The organism is Inediibacterium massiliense (assembly GCF_001282725.1).
GTDB lineage: Bacteria > Bacillota > Clostridia > Peptostreptococcales > Thermotaleaceae > Anaerophilus > Anaerophilus massiliensis.
This window is the reverse complement of record NZ_LN876587.1, coordinates 1,303,925-1,323,084: the sequence shown is the minus strand read 5'-3', so window position 1 is coordinate 1,323,084 and position 19,160 is coordinate 1,303,925. Positions and strand designations below refer to the sequence as shown.

The window sequence follows — 19,160 nt, the reverse complement described above, 5'->3', positions numbered from 1 at the left end:
TCAAATTTCGTAAGGTGGTGAGATGATGGAAACAATACTCAGTTTAATTACAGAAAAAATATTTATAGGATTTGTAGCCATTGTTGTATTTGGAGTGCTTGTAGTTTTTCATGAGTTTGGACATTTTTCTGTGGCAAAACTTGTAGGGATCAAGGTACATGAATTCTCTATTGGAATGGGACCTAGAATATTTAAAAAGAAAGGACAGGAAACAGAATATTCTATAAGAATTCTTCCTCTAGGAGGATATGTGAAAATGGAAGGGGAAGATGAAAAATCAAATGATGCAAGGAGTTTTAATAATAAACCTTTATGGGCAAGAATATCAGTAATTTTAGCAGGTCCGTTTATGAATTTTGTATTGGCAATTTTATTGTTTACAACTATATTTTATATGATAGGTTTTCCTACGACTACCATACAAAATGTAATGAATAATTCTCCTGCACAAAAGTCAGGAATACAAGCAGGAGACAAGATTTTATCTATTAATGAAGAAGAAATGAATAATTGGCAAGAAATACAAAAAACCATTCAAAATAATAAAAATCCTTCTATAGATATGAAAATCCTAAGACAAGGAAATGAAAAAAGTATTTCTATTATTCCTAGAATAGATGAAAAAACTAAAAAAGGAGCTATTGGGATTGCACCAAAGGCTCAAAAGTCTTTTTTACTATCTATAAAAGCAGGATGGAATACAATGTTTTTAGTGATTGATGAGATGATAGGATTCTTTGGTAATTTGTTTAAAGGAAAAGTTTCTTCTCAAGACGTAGTAGGACCAGTAGGAATCATTTATTTAGTAGGAGAAGCAGCAAAAACAAATATATATAATGTTCTACGTCTAGCAGCCCTGATTAGTGTCAATTTAGGAATTGTTAACTTATTGCCAATTCCTGCTTTAGATGGAGGAAGAATCGTATTTTTATTAGCAGAGGGAATTGTGGGAAGGCCTTTAGACCCTGAAAAAGAAGGTTTTATTCATTTTACAGCATTTGTTCTTTTAATGGGACTAATGGTATTTATGATTTATAAAGATATTATGAGATTTTATTAGGTTGGTGGGAAAAATGAATATAAATAGAAAAAAAACAAAAAAAGTGAATTGTGGGAATATAGAAATAGGAGGAGAGGCTCCTATTTCTATTCAATCTATGACAAATACAGATACAAGAGATATTAAAAAGACAATAGATCAAATCAAAAGATTAGAAGAAGCAGGCTGTGAAATTATAAGGGTTGCAATACTCGATTTAGAAGCTGCGGATGCAGTAGAGAAAATCAAAAAAAATATCCATATTCCTATTGTTGCAGATATTCACTTTGATTATCGATTAGCTCTTGAATGTATAAAAAATGGTGTAGACAAATTAAGAATTAATCCAGGGAATATTGGAGATATAGAAAGAGTCAAAAAAGTTACACAAGCTGCAAAAGAAAGGAACATTCCTATTCGAATTGGAGTCAATGCAGGATCTATTGATAAAAAGATTATTGAAAAATATGGGAAAATAACACCAAAGGCTATGGTAGAAAGTGCACTAGAACATATTCAGATATTGGAAAAATTGAAATTTTATGATACGGTAGTTTCTTTAAAAGCTTCTGATTTAAAATTAACACTAGAGGCGTATCGTTTAATATCACAAGAGATAGATTATCCTCTACATATAGGAGTAACAGAATCAGGAACAATAAAAAGTGGAACCATAAAATCATCTATTGGAGTAGGGGCATTGTTATTAGATGGAATTGGAGATACATTAAGAATTTCGCTAACAGGAGATCCTACAGAAGAAATAAAGGTAGGAAGAGAAATTCTAAAGACAATAGGATTAAGAGACTTCGGAGTTAAAATCATATCTTGTCCTACTTGTGGAAGATGTCAAATTGATTTAATTTCTTTAGCTAATCAAATAGAAAAAAGATTAGAAGGTATCAATAAAAATATAACAGTTGCTATTATGGGATGTGCTGTTAATGGACCAGGAGAAGCAAAAGATGCAGATATAGGAATTGCAGGAGGAAAGTCATCTGCTCTTTTATTTAAAAAAGGACAAATCATCAAAAAAATTGAAGAAAGTGAAATTGAAAAAGTGCTTATGGAAGAAATTATGAAAATGTAATTCCTCTTTTAGTTAAATGAAACATAGATTTAGGAAAGGGGGATGAAAGTGAATAAGCTTTTAAGTGAAGCAATTAGTCATATTGCTTCTCATGTTATATTAAAGGAGAATCCATATGTAGAGAAAATACTTTATCATAAAGAAGAGAAGATTCTTAGTTTTTCACTATATTCAGATCATTTAGTGGATCAATCTTTATTAGAAAATGTTATAAAAAACATCAAGCAAAATATTCCTTTTGTAAAAGATATTCAATTGAATATGTCCTATAGAAATATGAAAATAGATGAAAGCAATATAAATACTTATTGGAAAAATATTATTTATTATATTAAGAAAATCAATCCATGTGCACTAGGTTGGTTAAAAGAAGCAGTCTTTCATTGGAATCAAGAAGTATTGTCTATAGATATATATGATGAGATGGGAATAGAGACTTTAAAAGAAAAAAAGATAGATGATTTGATTGAGCATTTGATTGAATCAGAATTTCACCAAAAAATTCAGGTAATCTTTAAACAAAATAATAAATGCCAAAATGAAAATTTAGATGAGTATATAAAAGAAAAAGAAGAGGAAACTAAAGTTTTAATTGAAAATATTATGAATGAGGTAGAATTAGCTCCTACAAAAGAAACAAAAAAATCTATATCTAATGAATCTGTGATTTTAGGTAAAAAATTTAATGATTCTATTGTATACATACCTACTGTTAATGAAGAATCAGGTGTTGTTTCTATAGAAGGAGAAATATTTGATGTAGAGTGGAGAGAATTAAAGAATGGAAAAAGTTTAGGTGTAATTAGTATTACAGATTATAAAGGTTCTATTGCAGTAAAATTATTTGTTAAAAAAGAAGCATTAGAAGGACTTGTAACAGGACTAGGAAAAGGTAACTATGTAAAAGTAAGAGGAGAAGCTAGATATGACACTTTTTCAAGAGAAATTGTGATTATGGCAAAGGATATTTTAAAATCACAAGCCAAGATAAGAAAAGACTATGGAGAGCAAAAAAGAGTAGAACTTCATGTTCATACACAAATGAGTGCTATGGATGGAGTATCTTCTACTTCAAGCATTGTAAAGAGAGCAAAAGAATGGGGACACAAAGCTATTGCCATTACAGATCATGGTGTTGTACAAGCTTTTCCTGAAGCTATGGAAGCTGCAAAAAAGAATGATATAAAAGTCATTTATGGAGTAGAAGGCTATCTTGTAAATGATGGAGAACCTATAGTGATTGGAGGAAATCAAAAAACATTAGACCAATCTTATGTAGTATTTGATATTGAAACGACAGGGCTTTCTAGCAAAAATGATAAAATTACTGAAATAGGAGCTGTAAGAATAAAAAATGGAGAGATTATTGAAAAGTTTAATGCTCTTGTCAATCCACAAATTCCAATACCCCCTAAAATAGTAGAACTAACAGGAATTACAGATAATATGGTGAAAAATGAACCTACGATTGAGGGAATTTTACCAAAATTTTTAGATTTTATAAAAGATGACCCTGTAGTGGCTCACAATGCAGGTTTTGATACGGGTTTTATAAAAGAAAATTGTAGAAGAATGAATTTAGAATTTTATAATCCTATTATTGATACATTAAGACTTTCTAAAATTTTACTTCCTCATTTAAAAAGATATAAATTAAATATACTTGCAAAAGAATTAAATGTAAGTTTAGAGAATCATCATAGAGCAGTAGATGATGCACAAGCTACAGCAGAAATTTTTATAAAGTTTTTAGATTTATTAAAAGAAAAAGGAATAGAAAAATTAAATGAAGTAAATGAGTTGTATCAAAAATCAGTAGACGTAAAAAAATTAGATACTTTTCACATTATTATACTTGTGAAAGATTATATAGGACTGAAAAATCTATATAAGATTATTTCTTCATCTCATATTGATTATTTTTATAAAAGGCCGAGAATCCCAAAATCTCTTTTGTCGAAATATAGAGAGGGACTCATTATAGGAACAGCTTGTGAAGCAGGAGAGTTATACAAAAGCTTAGTTGGAAATAAATCACAAAAAGAAATAGATGATATTGCAAAATACTATGATTATTTAGAAATTCAACCTATAGAGAATAATCATTTTTTGATTGAAAAAGGACTTGTTAAAAATACAGATGAGTTAAAGGAAATGAATAAAAAGATTGTTTCTTTAGGGAAGAAATATAAAAAACCAGTTGTTGCAACGGGAGATGTTCATTTTCTAGATCCACATGATGAAGTTTACAGAAGAATTTTAATGGGAGGGCAAGGCTTTAGTGATGCAGACAATCAAGCTCCTCTATATTTTAAAACCACTGATGAAATGTTAGAAGAATTTAAATATTTAGGAGAGGAAGTAGCTAAAGAAGTAGTAATCAATGGACCAAATTATATTGCTGATTTAGTAGAAAATATTATTCCTATTCCAGATGATACGTATCCACCTATTATAGAAGGTTCGGAAGAAGATTTAAGAAATATGTGTTACGAAAAAGCCGTTCGTATTTATGGAGATCCAATTCCTGAAATTGTAAAAAAGAGACTAGATAGAGAATTAAATTCTATTATTAGTAATGGATATGCTGTGATGTATATAATTGCTCAAAAGCTTGTAACCAAATCTTTAAGTGATGGATATTTAGTAGGATCTAGAGGTTCTGTAGGATCTTCTTTTGTGGCTACTATGAGTGATATTACAGAAGTGAATCCCCTTCCCCCTCATTATATATGTAAAAAATGTAAGCATTCAGAATTTATTACAGATGGGTCAATTGGAAGTGGAGCAGATTTACCAGATAAAAAATGTCCAGTATGCGGTGAAGACTATTTAAAAGATGGACATGATATCCCCTTTGAAGTATTTTTAGGATTTGAAGGAGATAAAGAACCGGATATAGACTTAAACTTTGCAGGGGAGTATCAACCTAATGCTCATAAGTATACAGAAGAGTTATTTGGAAAAGGATATGTATTTCGTGCGGGAACCATTGGAACTATTGCAGAGAAAACAGCTTATGGATTTGTGAAAAAATATTTTGAAGAAAGAGAAATTTCTATCAATAACAGAGAAATAGAAAGACTGTCTAGTGGCTGTACAGGAGTAAAAAGGACTACAGGACAACATCCAGGAGGAGTTATGGTAGTTCCTAATTATAAGGAAATTTTCGATTTTACACCTATCCAATATCCTGCCAATGATGGGTCGTCAGGAGTGATTACCACTCATTTTGATTATCATTCTATTAGTGGTAGATTATTAAAGCTAGATATATTAGGTCATGATGTACCTACGATCATTAGAATGCTTCAAGATATTACAGGAGTAGACCCACAAGATATTCCTCTAGGTGATGCAGAGACCGTTAAAATATTTGTAAGTTCAGAGCCTTTAAAAATTATAGATGATACTTTTAAATGTGAGGTAGGAAGCTTGGGAATTCCTGAGTTTGGAACAAAGTTTGTAAGACAAATGCTTGTGGATACAAAGCCCACAACCTTTGCGGAGCTAGTACGCATCAGTGGATTATCCCATGGAACAGATGTATGGGTAAACAATGCACAAGATCTAGTAAGGCAAAATATTGCAACATTAAAAGATGTAATTTCAACTCGCGATGACATTATGAATTATTTGATTTTAAAGGGGTTACCTCCTAAAGCATCTTTTAAAATTATGGAAAAAGTAAGAAAAGGAAAAGGACTTACTCCTGAAGATGAGGCTTTGATGAAAGAAAATAATGTACCAAAGTGGTATATTGATTCTTGTAATAAAATAAAGTATATGTTTCCAAAGGCACATGCTGTAGCTTATGTAATGATGTCTTTTAGGATTGCTTATTTTAAAGTTCATTATCCTCTGGCATTTTATGCTACATACTTTACTACAAAAGCTGCAGATTTTGATGCAGAATTAGTAATAAAGGGAAAAGAAATTGTCAAAGATAAGATTAAGGAATTAGAAGATCCGAATAATCAATTAACACAAAAAGAAAAGGATCTACTCACAGTCCTTGAAGTAGTTTATGAAATGTATTGTAGAGGTTTTGAGTTTTTACCAGTAGATCTATACAAGTCTGATTCAGATCAATTCAAAATTATAGATGGCAAATTACTTCCTCCTCTTCGTGGACTTCAAGGAGTTGGAGAAAATGCAGCAAAAAGCATTTGTGAAGCCAGAAAAAATGGTGAATTTATTTCTATTGAGGACATAAGAGAAAGAACGAAAGTTACAAAAACAGTTATTGAGACTCTTAAAAATCATGGTTGCCTATTCAATCTACCTGATACCAACCAGCTTTCCCTATTTTAGAGTTGCATATTAATTAGGGTTATGCTATAATCTGAATGATAGATAAATAGGTGATTACCATAAAGAGTGGGAAGTTACCCCACTCTTTCGTGTTATTTCATTTATTTTTTATGCATTAGGAAATCTTGGATGAAATGAAAGATTTCCCTTAGACCATAAGCAGTTCCAAGAGGAATATGCGAGTTTTTTAATTAAAGAATAATATATATACATTTTCGAAAAAATATGTATATATAATAATATATAAAATTTTAGTCACGAGGAGGGATAAAATGGCTAAAAAACGTGTTGTGGAAATTGTAGAAGAATTAATTTTGCCTTTTACAAATGAAAAACAACTAGAGTTAGTAGATGTTGAGTTTGTAAAAGAAGGTCAAAATTGGTTTTTAAGAGTATACATAGATAAAGCAGATGGAGTAAATTTGGATGATTGTCAAATGGTGAGTGAGTTCTTAAGTGAAAAACTAGATGAAATAGATCCTATTGAACAAAATTATTATTTAGAAGTATCTTCTCCAGGGTTAGATCGACCACTTAAAAAAGATACAGATTTTGAAAAATATAAAGGAAGAATGATTGAAATTTATTTATATGAACCTATAGAGGGACAAAAACTTATAGAAGCCGAGTTAGTATCATTAGAGAATGAACATATTCATGTAAAAACAAGTAAAGATCAAATCATCTCTATACCAAAAGAGAAAACAGCTAAAGTAAAATTGTCTGTTATGATTTGATAAGGAGGTGTAAAAGATGAATGGAGATTTTATTGAAGCATTAGATCAAATTGAAAAAGAAAAAGGGGTTTCAAAGGATATATTAATTGAAGCCATTGAAGCGGCTCTTATTTCTGGATACAAAAGAAATTATGGAACATCCCAAAATGTAAAGGTGTATATTGACAGAGAAAGTGGAGACGTACGTGTATTTTCTCTTAAAGATGTAGTGGAAGAAGTGGAGGATGAATTACTTGAAATAAGTGTTGAAGAAGCAAAAGAAGTAGATAAAAATTATGAAGTCGGAGATGTACTAGAAAGAGAAGTTACTCCTAGAAACTTTGGAAGAATTGCTGCACAAACTGCAAAACAAGTAGTAGTGCAAAGAATTCGAGAGGCTGAGAGAGGTATTATCTACAATGAGTTTGTGAATAGAGAAAGTGAAATTGTAACAGGGACTGTCGAAAGAATTAGTAAAGGAAATACATTTATTAATCTAGGGAAGACAGAAGCAGTGCTTACACCTACAGAACAGATTCCAGGAGAAGTATACAATCAAAATGATAGAATCAAAGCGTATATTGTTGAGGTAAAAAAGACAACAAAAGGACCTCAAATTTTAGTGTCTAGAACTCATCCAGGTCTTGTAAAAAGACTTTTTGAATTAGAAGTACCTGAGATTCATGATGGAATAGTAGAAATTAAAAGTATTTCAAGAGAAGCAGGGTCTAGAACAAAAATTGCTGTGTACTCTGTAGATGAAAATGTGGATCCTGTAGGAGCTTGTGTTGGGCACAAGGGAGTAAGAGTTCAGACTATTGTAGATGAGCTAAAAGGAGAAAAAATAGATATTATCAAATGGAGCGATGATCCAGAAGAATTAATTGCAAGTGCTCTTAGTCCATCAAAAGTGTTAAAGGTTATACCTAGAGAAAACGAAAAAACTGCTTTAGTGGTAGTGCCTGATTATCAATTGTCATTGGCTATAGGAAAAGAAGGACAAAATGCAAGACTAGCGGCTAAATTAACTGGATGGAAAATTGATATTAAAAGCGAATCTCAGTATAAAGAAATGGGAAATACAATAGAAGAATAGGAGGTACTTTAAGATGAAAGTAAAGAAGATACCCCTAAGACAATGTATTGGTTGCATGATATCTAAGCCAAAAAAGGAGTTAATTCGTGTAGTAAAGTCTAAAGATGGAGAAATAAACTTAGATAAAACAGGGAAAGCTGCTGGAAGAGGTGCTTATGTCTGTAATGATATAGAGTGTCTAAAAAAAATGCATAAGAAAAAAGCATTAAACAAAGCCTTTGAGCAAGAAGTCGATAATGAAATCTATGAAAGATTATACGAGGAGTTATCTACGGATGGAAAATAAAATTTTTTCTTTTTTAGGTCTAGCTCAGCGTTCAGGCCAGCTAGTGACTGGGGAAGATACTTGTACATTGTATGCAAAAAAAAAAGCTATACAATTAATTATTATTCCACAAGATGCATCAGAGAATACAAAAAAGAAGTTTAAAGATATGGCAAACCATAGAAACATTCCATTTCTCATCTATGCAAATAGAGAAAGCCTATCAAAAGCTGTTGGAAAATCAAACAGGACCGTATATGGTATAAAAGATAAAGGATTTGCTACTAAGATTCTTTCCCTTGTTCAAGACGAAAAGGAATGTCCAAATCACTTGGGGGGTGAATAGATATGTCAAAAATGAGAGTATATCAATTGGCTAAAGAACTAGGAATTACAAGTAAAGAATTAATTCACAAATTGGAGGAACTCGATATTACAATTACAAATCATATGAGTACATTAGAGGAAGATATAGTAGATGTTATGAAAGAACTTTATGACAATTCAGAACAAGAAAGTGAAAAGGTAAAACCTACTGTGAAAAATAAAACAACTGAAAAACCAAAAAAAGAAAAAGAAGTGCAAAAAGAAGAAATAGAAAAAGTAGAAAAAGTAGAAGAAAAGAAGATTCAGATTCCAGAAACTATTATAGTAAAGGAATTTGCAGATCAAATAGGAAAAAATGTTTCAGAAGTTATTACGAAGTTAATTGGTATGGGAGTTTTTGCTTCTGCCAATCAACAAATTGATTTTGATGCTGCAGCTTCTATTGCGCTAGAATTTGGAATAGAAGTTCAAAAAGAAGAAAAAGAAGAGGTAGAATTTGAATTTGAAGAAACGCCAGATCGACCAGAAGATTTAAAAGAAAGACCACCAGTGATTACTGTAATGGGTCATGTCGACCATGGTAAAACTTCTCTTTTAGATGCTATTAGAAATACTCATGTGACAGATAGAGAAGCAGGTGGAATTACACAACATATAGGAGCTTCAGAGGTAGAGGTAAATGGCAAAAAAATAGTCTTTTTAGATACACCAGGACATGAGGCATTTACATCTATGAGAGCTAGAGGAGCGAGTATTACAGATATTGCAATTTTAGTAGTTGCAGCAGATGATGGAGTGATGCCTCAAACCATAGAAGCTATCAGCCATGCGAAAGCTGCTGACGTTCCGATTATTGTAGCCATTAATAAAATGGATAAGCCAGGAGCAAATCCAGATCGAGTGAAACAAGAATTATCTGAAAATGGTATTTTAATTGAAGAATGGGGTGGAGATGTAATCTCTGTACCTGTTTCTGCTAAAACTGGAGAAGGTATTGAAAATGTATTAGAAATGATTCTTCTTGTAGCAGAAATGTTAGAATTAAAGGCAAATCCAAAAAAATTAGCATTGGGTACAGTTATTGAAGCAAAACTAGATAAAAGTCGTGGTCCTGTAGCTACTATTCTTGTACAAAATGGAACATTGAAGGTTGGAGATTCCCTAGTTGCAGGAGCTTCTTATGGAAGAATTAGAGCCATGATTAATGATAAAGGAAAAAATATTAAAAAAGTAGGTCCTGCAACTGCTGTAGAGATTTTAGGACTTTCAGATGTACCACAAGCAGGAGATTTATTTCATGCAGTGAAAGAAGATAAAATCGCACGTCAAATTGTAGAAAAAAGACGCGCAAAGATAAGAGAAGAAAATTTAAATGCTACTGCAAAAGTTTCCTTAGAAGATTTATTCAAACAAATCCAAGAAGGAAATGTAAAAGAATTAAATGTTATTGTAAAAGCTGATGTACAAGGATCTGTTGAGGCTGTAAAGCAATCATTATTAAAATTAAGCAATGATGAAGTAAAAGTAAAAATGATTCATGGTGGAGTAGGAACTATTACAGAATCAGATATTATGCTTGCATCAGCTTCTAATGCTATTATTATTGGATTTAATGTAAGACCATCTTCAATGGTAGAGCATTTAGCAAAAAATGAGAATGTAGATCTAAGAACATATAGAATTATCTATGAAGCTATTGAAGATATAGAAGCAGCTATGAAAGGTATGCTTGATCCTGAATATAAAGAAGTAGTTTTAGGAAAAGTAGAAGTAAGAGCTACATTTAAAGTTCCTGGAGTAGGTACTATTGCAGGAGCATACGTACAAGAAGGAAAAATTGCAAGAAATGCAAAAGTAAGACTTTTAAGAGATGGTATTATTATCTTTGAAGGTGCAATTAGCTCCTTAAAACGTTTTAAAGACGATGCAAAAGAAGTAGCAACAGGATATGAATGTGGAGTAGGTCTTGAAAATTATAATGACCTTAAAGAAGGAGATATCATCGAACCATATATAATAGAAGAAGTAAAAAGAGGATAGAAGGTGGTTCATATATGGGATATAAAAGAGTGAGTAGAGTAAATGAAGAAGTAAAAAAAATAGTAAGCAGTATGTTACTTCATGAATTAAAAGATCCTCGTATATCAAAATTAACTAGTGTAGTAGAAGTAGATGTAACTAGAGATTTAAGATACGCAAATATTTTTATTAGTGTCTATGGTTCAGAGGAAGAAAAACAAGACACTATAACAGCCCTTAAAAGTGCTGCAGGCTTTGTACGCAAAGAGATTGGAAGAAGCTTAAAATTAAGATATACGCCAGAACCTGTATTTCAGTTAGATGAATCTATACAAAAAGGACTTTATATATCAGATTTAATTCATAAAATCAATAAAAAGGAAGAAGAAAATGAATAAAAATGATGCCCTTAATTGTATATTAGAGGTGATTGACAAATCTAATAAGATTATAATCCTTCCGCATATTCTTCCTGATGGAGATACAATAGGTGCTTCTATGGCTCTTTGCCTAGCGTTAAAAGAAATGAAAAAAGATCCATATATTTTATTAGATGAAGAAATCCCATCTAATATTCAATTTTTAAATTATGTAAAAATTTACAAAAATTTACCCGAGTATTTTGAATATGATCTTGTAATTAGTGTAGATTGTAGTGATGTAGATCGGCTAGGAGAACGAGTGAAGTGGATCAAAAATGATATAAACAGTTTAAATATAGATCATCATATCACCAACACCTATTTTGCTAGGTATAATATGGTATATTCAGATGCGGCAGCAACTGCAGAAGTAATTTATGATTTAATAAAAGATTTTAAAATTTCTATGACAAAAGAAATTGCCACATGTCTATATACTGGATTATCTACAGATACAGGAAGCTTTAAGTATGATAATACTTCTTCTCAAACCCATCGCATAGCAGCTTCATTGCTAGAGAATCATATTGATTTAAATTTTATCAATACACAACTTTATCAAAATAAACCTTTATATAAAGTAAAGCTTTTAGGAGATGTTTTAAATACTTTATCTTTTTATTTCAATGATCGAGTAGCTGTCTTGTCTATTACACAAGATATTCTTAAAAAGCATAACGCAAGAGTAGAGGATATAGACGGGTTTATTGAATATGCAAGGGATATTCAAGGAGTAGAAGTAGGCATTTTACTCAAAGAAATGAATGAATGTGAAATAAAAGTTGGATTTCGATCAAAATATAATGTGGATGTAAGTAAAATTGCACAAAACTTTCATGGGGGCGGCCATAAAAAAGCTTCAGGGTGTACTATTTATGATCACATAGATTGTGCAAAACAACAAGTGATAGAAGTAGTCAAAAACTATTTGTAGGTGATAAATTGAAGGGAATTATCAATGTTTTAAAACCACCTCATATGACATCTCATGATGTTGTATATTTTATAAAAAAAAGATTAAATGTGAAAAAAGTAGGTCATACGGGGACATTAGATCCTATGGCAGCAGGAGTTTTGCCTATTTGTATAGGAGAAGCTACTAAAATTAGTCAATATCTTTTAAATGATACGAAAAAATACAGATGTGAAATGACATTAGGAAAAAATACAGATACCCAAGATCGATGGGGAGAAGTCATTCATCAAAGACCAGTAGAAGTTTCAAAGGAAGAGATTATAAAAGCATTTTCATCTTTTAAAGGAGAGATCAATCAAATCCCTCCTATGTATTCTGCTCTAAAACATAAAGGTAAAAAATTATACGAACTTGCAAGAGAAGGAAAAGAAGTAGAAAGAAAAGCAAGAAAAGTAATGATTTATGAACTGGATATTTTGAATATAGGTGAAAATGTTATTTTATTTGATGTATTATGCTCTAAAGGAACATATGTAAGGTCTTTGTGTGAAGATATTGGAAATCTACTAGGATGTGGAGCATATATGTCTTTTCTTCTTAGAACACAAAGTGGAAAGTTTCATTTAAATCAGTCTATTTCATTAGAAGAGTTAGAGAATATGTCTTTAGAGGAAATAAAGTCTAAAGTTTTAATTCCCTTAGATGAACCCCTAAAATATCTCCCAAGGATTGATATTCGGGAAGAATCTAAAAAATATTTAATGAATGGAAATGATATGTATATGAAAAATATACTTTCGTATGATTCCCTAGCTAGTGATGAAATGGTAAGATTATATGTTGAAAATAAATTTGTAGGATTAGGAGAAATTAAAAACGAATCTAATTTTTATATTCGTGTTCATAGAGTTTTTAACTAAAGGGGAAATATTATGGAAATAATTGATTCACTAAAGAATTTTCATATAGATTTTCATACTGGAGTGGCACTAGGAAGTTTTGATGGGGTACACATAGGGCATCAAGCTTTGATTGTGAATTTGGTGGATATTTGCAAAAAAAATGGATTGAAAAGTGTTGTGTATACTTTTCAAAATCATCCACGAAATTTAACACAAGAAGCAGGTTCGCCCAAAAGAATTATGCCAGATGATAAAAAATTTATGATTTTATCGGAACTTGGTGTGGACTATACAGTTTGTGTAAAATTTGATGAATATCAAAGAAGTTTACTACCAGAGAGTTTTATTAAAGAGATATTAAAAGATGAACTTAAAATGTCTTATGCAGTTGTAGGATTTGATTATCATTTTGGATATAAAGCTCAAGGAGACGCAAAACTTCTTCAACAGTTAAAAGATCAATATGAGTATGATCTAATGGTTGTAAATGCTGTAGAAATACAAAATGAAGTACTAAGTAGTACAAAAATTAGAGAATATATAAAAGATGGAAATATAGGAAGAGCAAATTTATTTTTAGGAAGAAATTATTCTATTTTAGGAAAAGTGATTCATGGAAAGAATAATGGAAAGAAATTTGGTTTTCCAACAGCCAATATAGCTCCTGAGAAAGAATTTGTCATTCCTAGTCCTGGTGTTTATTTTACAAAGACTATTGTAGATGACAAAATTTATAATAGTATTACAAATGTAGGTTCTAAACCTACACTAGGAGAAAATCCTATTGGAGTAGAAACTCATATTATAAATTTTGAAGGAAATCTATATGAAAAGAAAATAGAAATTTTATTCTTTCAAAAGGCTAGAAACGAAGTGCGTCATACAAGTATTGATGATTTAATTATTCAGGTGAATAAAGATATAAAAGAAGCTAAAAACTTTTTTAATATATAGAAATACTTTGTTCTTTACAAGAAAGTAGTAGTGTGATACAATTTTAAGTTGTAAGAACCGTATGCTATGTAGTACGATTCTCCTACGTAGTACTTGGCTTATGGGGATGTAAAAATAATGGAGGTGTAAAACTTATGACAATGAACAAAGATCAAAAACAAACCATCATTGGGGAATACAAAGTACATGAATCTGATACAGGTTCTCCAGAGGTACAAATTGCTTTACTTACTAACAGAATTAATGAATTAAATGAGCACTTAAAAATTCACAAAAAAGATCACCATTCACGTCGTGGACTTTTAAAAATGGTAGGTAAAAGAAGAAATTTATTAAACTATCTTAAAGACAGAGATATTGAAAGATATAGAAGTATCATTCAAAAACTAGGTCTAAGAAAGTAATCATTATTGAGCGGGTTTTCCCGCTCTATTGTTTTATTATTTAAGAAATTATATAAATGAATAAATGTTGTATAATTTAAGAAAATTAGATTTTCATTAAATTTTAAGCAACGGAAATCTTAAATGAAATGAAAAGATTTCGTTGGCGCCATGAGCAGTTCCGATAGGAACATGCGAATTTTTATGTACCCATAAAAGAATTTTTCTTTAATGTGTAGGGAATAATATGAATGTGGAGAATTATAATAAATAAAGAGGAGGGATAATATGGAAAGAAAATTTCAAACTACCATAGGAAATCGTACTTTAACCGTAGAAGTTGGAAAAGTTGCACAACTAGCAAATGGTTCAGCACTACTTAGATATGGAGATACAGTATTGTTAGTAACAGCAGTTGCTTCATCTGAGCCAAAGACAGGGATAGACTTTTTCCCACTAAGTGTAGATTATGAAGAAAGATTATATTCTGTTGGAAAGATCCCAGGAGGATTTATTAAAAGAGAAGGAAGACCTACAGAAAAAGCTATTTTAACATCTAGACTAATAGATAGACCGATTCGTCCATTATTTCCTAAAGGATTTAGAAATGATGTACAGGTTGTAGCTACAGTCTTATCTGTAGACCAAGATTCTACTCCAGATGTTGTAGCAATGATTGGATCTTCTGTTGCTTTATCTATATCTGATATTCCTTTTGATGGACCTACAGGATCTGTAATAGTAGGATTAATAGATGGAGAATTTATCATCAATCCTACTTTAGAACAAAGAGAAAAAAGCCAAATGCATTTAGTAGTTTCAGGAACAAAAGATGCAATTATGATGGTAGAAGCAGGAGCAGATATTATTCCAGAAGAAACTATGCTAGAGGGAATTTTATTTGCCCATGAAGAGATTAAAAAGATTGTAGCGTTTATTGAAGATATTGTAAAAGAAGTTGGAAAAGAAAAAATAGAAGTTGAGTTATATAAAGTAAATGAAGAAATAGAAAAAGAAGTAAGAGAATTTGCTACACAAAAAATGCTTTCTGCTATTAAAACAGTAGATAAATTAGAGAGAAATGAAAATATGGATGCAGTAAAAGCAGAGACAATAGAATATTTTGCAGAAAAGTATCCAGATGATTTAAAGGATGTATCAGAAACTTTATATCAAATTACAAAAGAACAAGTAAGAGCAATGATTACGAAAGATGGAATCAGACCAGATAATCGTAGTGCAGAAGAAATAAGACCTATATCTTCTGAAGTTTCTATTCTTCCGAGAACTCATGGAACAGGACTTTTCACAAGAGGACAAACACAAGTTTTAACAGTGGCAACACTTGGTGCTATAGGAGATGCTCAAGTAATAGATGGTCTTGGAGTAGAAGAATCTAAAAGATATATGCATCATTATAATTTCCCACCTTATAGTGTAGGAGAAGCAAGATTCTTAAGAGGACCAGGAAGAAGAGAAATTGGTCATGGTGCATTAGCTGAAAGAGCGTTAGAACCTGTTATTCCATCAGAGGAAAAGTTCCCTTATACAATCAGACTAGTATCTGAAGTATTAAGTTCTAACGGAAGTACATCTCAAGCATCTGTATGCGGAAGTACGTTAGCTTTATTAGATGCAGGAGTACCTATTTCAGCACCTGTAGCAGGAATTGCAATGGGACTTATTAAAGAAGAGAATAATGTAGCTATTTTAAGTGATATTCAAGGAATGGAAGACTTTTTAGGAGATATGGATTTTAAAGTAGCAGGAACAAAAGATGGTGTAACTGCTATCCAAATGGATATAAAAATTCATGGAATCGATAAAGAAATCCTTCAAAGAGCACTAGAACAAGCTAGAAAAGGAAGATTACATATTTTAGATAAAATGAGTGAAGCAATTACTACACCAAGAGAAGAACTTTCTCCTTATGCTCCAAGAATTATTCATATTCATATTGATCCTGATAAAATAAGAGATGTCATTGGAGCAGGTGGAAAAGTAATTAGTAAAATTATAGAAGAAACAAATGTAAAAATTGATATTGAAGATGATGGAAGAGTATTTATTACAGCATCTAATATGGAAGATGGAAACAAAGCTGTACAAATTATTGAGGGAATTGTAAAAGAAGCACAAGTTGGAGAAATTTATCTAGGAAAAGTAATCAAAATTTTAAATTTTGGTGCTTTTGTAGAGATCCTTCCAGGAAAAGAAGGGTTATTACATATTTCTCAAATTGCTAAAGAAAAAATTCCTAAAGTTGAAGATGTTTTAAAAGTAGGAGATGAAGTACAAGTTAAAGTAATAGAAATTGATAAACAAGGAAGAATTAATTTATCTAGGAAAGTTCTATTACAAGATGAAGAAGCTAAAGAAGAAGAAAACCAAGAACAAAAACAAGACTAGAAAGCATAAACCAAATGGGTTTATGTTTTTTTAATTAGGAAAAATTTCATTTTAAATAGAAAATGGTTGAATAAATTTTGAAAAGCTGAATATGCTTCTATTGGAAAAGGGGGTAGTGGCATATGAAGATATACATATTGTCTAGAAAAAAATGTATGATTTTTCTTTTTAGTTTATTCATATTTATTATTTTTTCATTCTTTTATTTATATAATAATACAGATACATTTGTTATGAGTAATGTAGAAGAACCTATTCGAAGTGGACATGAAGACAGTACAAAGATGGCATTTACTTGTAATGTGGACTGGGGAACAGAAGAGATTGGTAAAATGCTAGAGATCTTTGAAAAAGAACAAATGCATATTACTTTTTTTGTATCTGGTAGATGGGCACATAATAATCCTCAAATGCTTAAATTGATTCATGAAAAAGGACACGAAATTGGCAGTCATGCGTATAGCCATAAAATGCATAGTAAGATAAGCAAAGAAGAAAATTATAGAGAAATAAAAAAGACAGAAGATGTGATCATGAATATATTAGGGAAAAAACCTATCTATTTTGCACCTCCATCAGGAGATTATAATGAAACTACTTTAAAAGTAGCAAAGGAACTTGGATATCAAACAATTTTATGGAGTGTAGATACAATTGACTGGAAAGAGGGATCTACAAAAGATGTAATTATTAATAGGGTTATGAAAAAACCTCATAAAGGAGCTATTTTACTCATGCATCCAAAACCAGCAACGGTAGAAGCACTGCCTTCTTTGATCGAACAGATTAAAAATGAAGGAATCAAAATAGGAACCATATCAGAACTCTTAAATGAAAAGTAAATTGGGTTATTCTTGATTATTCCTTCTTACTACATTATAATAACTATATGTCATTCACTAATGTAAACAGGAGGATAAGATGTATCAAAAATATAAATTAAGCAATGGCGTAAGGGTTGTTTTAGAAAAAATTTCCCATGTGCGTTCTGTATCTATAGGATTTTGGGTAAAGACAGGATCTATAGATGAAAATATTGAGAATAATGGCATTACTCATTTTATTGAGCATATGCTTTTTAAAGGAACAAAAAATAAAACAGCGAAAGATATTGCCAAGGCTATTGATGATATAGGAGGACAACTCAATGCATTTACAAGTAAAGAATGTACTTGTTATTATGCAAAAGTTTTAGATACACATATGGATATTGCTATAGATGTATTAACAGATATGTTGTTTCATTCTGTATTTGATCCTGAAGAAATTAAAAAGGAACAAAGTGTAGTTTTAGAGGAAATCAATATGTATGAAGATTCTCCAGAAGATGATGTACATGATTTATTAGCTAAAACAATATTTCAAGGACATTCTTTGGGGTTCCCAGTTTTAGGAACTAAAGAAACGGTTAATGGTTTTCATAGGGATCTGCTTATAAAATATATGAATGATCATTATATACCTGAAAACATAGTAATTTCTATTGTAGGAAACTTCAATGAAGAAGAAATTTTAAGTTTATTAGAAGAAAAATGCAAGAATTTTAAAAATACCAGTCGTTCATCTTGTATAACAAATCCTCCTAGGATTATAAAAACTAAATCCATCAAGCATAAAGATATTGAACAAATCCATATATGTATGGGTGTAGAGGGAGTACCTATAAATAATAGGGATCATTATCCTCTTCTTTTGGTTAATACAGTTTTTGGAGGAAGCATGAGTTCTAGACTTTTTCAAAATATTAGAGAAGATAAGGGACTGGCCTATTCTGTGTATTCTTATCTTTCATCTTATGAGGATGTAGGGCTATTTACTATTTATGCAGGAGTGAATCCATCTCAATTTAATGAAGTTTTAAGACTCATTCAAGAAGAAGGGAAAAATATGAAAAGAATGGGTTTAACAGAGGAAGAACTTCAAAAGTCTAAAGAGCAATTAAAAGGAAATTATATTTTAGGACTAGAAAGTACCAGTAGTAGAATGTTATCTATAGGAAAATCTGAATTGTTTTTAAATAAAATTTATTCTCCTAAAGAAATTATGAAAAAAATAGATGATGTGACTATTGAAGATGTAAAAAGGGTGATTGATCATATTTTTTCATTTGATGAAGTTGCAGTTTCGATGATTGGGAATACAGATAAAAATATAAATTTTGAAAATTTAAGATGTTAGTATGATGCTAATGTTGGATTTTACAGATAAAGTTATAAAAAATGTCACTAAATTTTCAAATTTGGAAAATATATAGAAATAATCGAAAATAGCATTATAAACTCGCTATGCTCAAACAGTATAATGCTAA

Annotated in this window: 16 protein-coding genes; all 16 read left to right on the top strand. The window is 30.8% G+C overall.

Features of this window, described 5'->3' with window-relative positions; translation table 11 throughout:
- Positions 1-25: 25 nt before the first annotated feature.
- The 16 genes from rseP to BN2409_RS14850 all read left to right on the top strand — a co-directional run bounded on the left by rseP (position 26) and on the right by BN2409_RS14850 (position 19,030).
- The gene (gene rseP, locus BN2409_RS14925) at positions 26-1,060 is read left to right on the top strand and encodes an RIP metalloprotease RseP (RefSeq protein ID WP_053957399.1); all 1,035 of its coding nucleotides are present in this window, start codon (positions 26-28) and stop codon (positions 1,058-1,060) included.
- Positions 1,061-1,073: 13 nt separating this feature from the next.
- Positions 1,074-2,129, top strand: a complete 1,056-nt coding sequence (gene ispG, locus BN2409_RS14920) for a flavodoxin-dependent (E)-4-hydroxy-3-methylbut-2-enyl-diphosphate synthase (protein WP_053957398.1) — start codon at positions 1,074-1,076, stop codon at positions 2,127-2,129.
- Between the two features lie 48 nt (positions 2,130-2,177).
- On the top strand, positions 2,178-6,443 hold the full coding sequence (locus BN2409_RS14915) for a PolC-type DNA polymerase III (protein WP_330375481.1): 4,266 nt from the start codon (positions 2,178-2,180) through the stop codon (positions 6,441-6,443).
- Positions 6,444-6,715: 272 nt separating this feature from the next.
- On the top strand, positions 6,716-7,180 hold the full coding sequence (gene rimP / locus BN2409_RS14910) for a ribosome maturation factor RimP (RefSeq protein ID WP_053957396.1): 465 nt from the start codon (positions 6,716-6,718) through the stop codon (positions 7,178-7,180).
- Positions 7,181-7,196: 16 nt separating this feature from the next.
- Complete coding sequence (gene nusA / locus BN2409_RS14905) at positions 7,197-8,255, top strand: transcription termination factor NusA (protein WP_053957395.1); 1,059 nt, start codon at positions 7,197-7,199, stop codon at positions 8,253-8,255.
- A 13-nt stretch (positions 8,256-8,268) separates the two neighbouring features.
- The gene (gene rnpM, locus BN2409_RS14900; RefSeq protein WP_053957394.1) at positions 8,269-8,541 is read left to right on the top strand and encodes an RNase P modulator RnpM; all 273 of its coding nucleotides are present in this window, start codon (positions 8,269-8,271) and stop codon (positions 8,539-8,541) included.
- The gene (locus BN2409_RS14895; RefSeq protein WP_053957393.1) at positions 8,531-8,866 is read left to right on the top strand and encodes a L7Ae/L30e/S12e/Gadd45 family ribosomal protein; all 336 of its coding nucleotides are present in this window, start codon (positions 8,531-8,533) and stop codon (positions 8,864-8,866) included. The genes rnpM and BN2409_RS14895 overlap by 11 nt, the downstream gene beginning before the upstream one ends.
- A 2-nt stretch (positions 8,867-8,868) precedes the next feature.
- Positions 8,869-10,887 (top strand): translation initiation factor IF-2, encoded by a 2,019-nt coding sequence (gene infB / locus BN2409_RS14890; RefSeq protein ID WP_110943166.1) that lies wholly within the window; start codon positions 8,869-8,871, stop codon positions 10,885-10,887.
- Positions 10,888-10,901: 14 nt separating this feature from the next.
- Positions 10,902-11,264 carry a 30S ribosome-binding factor RbfA gene (gene rbfA / locus BN2409_RS14885; RefSeq protein ID WP_053957391.1) on the top strand — a complete coding sequence of 121 codons (363 nt, stop codon included), beginning with the start codon at positions 10,902-10,904 and terminating at the stop codon, positions 11,262-11,264.
- Positions 11,257-12,222 (top strand): DHH family phosphoesterase, encoded by a 966-nt coding sequence (locus BN2409_RS14880; protein ID WP_053957390.1) that lies wholly within the window; start codon positions 11,257-11,259, stop codon positions 12,220-12,222. Before rbfA ends, BN2409_RS14880 begins: the two co-directional genes overlap by 8 nt.
- Positions 12,177-13,124: a tRNA pseudouridine(55) synthase TruB gene (gene truB, locus BN2409_RS14875; protein WP_242847974.1), complete on the top strand. Its 948-nt coding sequence runs from the start codon at positions 12,177-12,179 to the stop codon at positions 13,122-13,124. The genes BN2409_RS14880 and truB overlap by 46 nt, the downstream gene beginning before the upstream one ends.
- A 12-nt stretch (positions 13,125-13,136) precedes the next feature.
- Positions 13,137-14,060 carry a bifunctional riboflavin kinase/FAD synthetase gene (locus BN2409_RS14870; RefSeq protein ID WP_053957389.1) on the top strand — a complete coding sequence of 308 codons (924 nt, stop codon included), beginning with the start codon at positions 13,137-13,139 and terminating at the stop codon, positions 14,058-14,060.
- A gap of 140 nt (positions 14,061-14,200) precedes the next feature.
- On the top strand, positions 14,201-14,464 hold the full coding sequence (gene rpsO / locus BN2409_RS14865) for a 30S ribosomal protein S15 (RefSeq protein WP_110943216.1): 264 nt from the start codon (positions 14,201-14,203) through the stop codon (positions 14,462-14,464).
- 267 nt (positions 14,465-14,731) lie between these two features.
- Positions 14,732-16,852 (top strand): polyribonucleotide nucleotidyltransferase, encoded by a 2,121-nt coding sequence (locus tag BN2409_RS14860; protein WP_053957387.1) that lies wholly within the window; start codon positions 14,732-14,734, stop codon positions 16,850-16,852.
- A 122-nt stretch (positions 16,853-16,974) separates the two neighbouring features.
- Positions 16,975-17,694 (top strand): polysaccharide deacetylase family protein, encoded by a 720-nt coding sequence (locus tag BN2409_RS14855; RefSeq protein ID WP_053957386.1) that lies wholly within the window; start codon positions 16,975-16,977, stop codon positions 17,692-17,694.
- Between the two features lie 79 nt (positions 17,695-17,773).
- Complete coding sequence (locus tag BN2409_RS14850) at positions 17,774-19,030, top strand: M16 family metallopeptidase (RefSeq protein ID WP_053957385.1); 1,257 nt, start codon at positions 17,774-17,776, stop codon at positions 19,028-19,030.
- Positions 19,031-19,160: the final 130 nt, after the last annotated feature.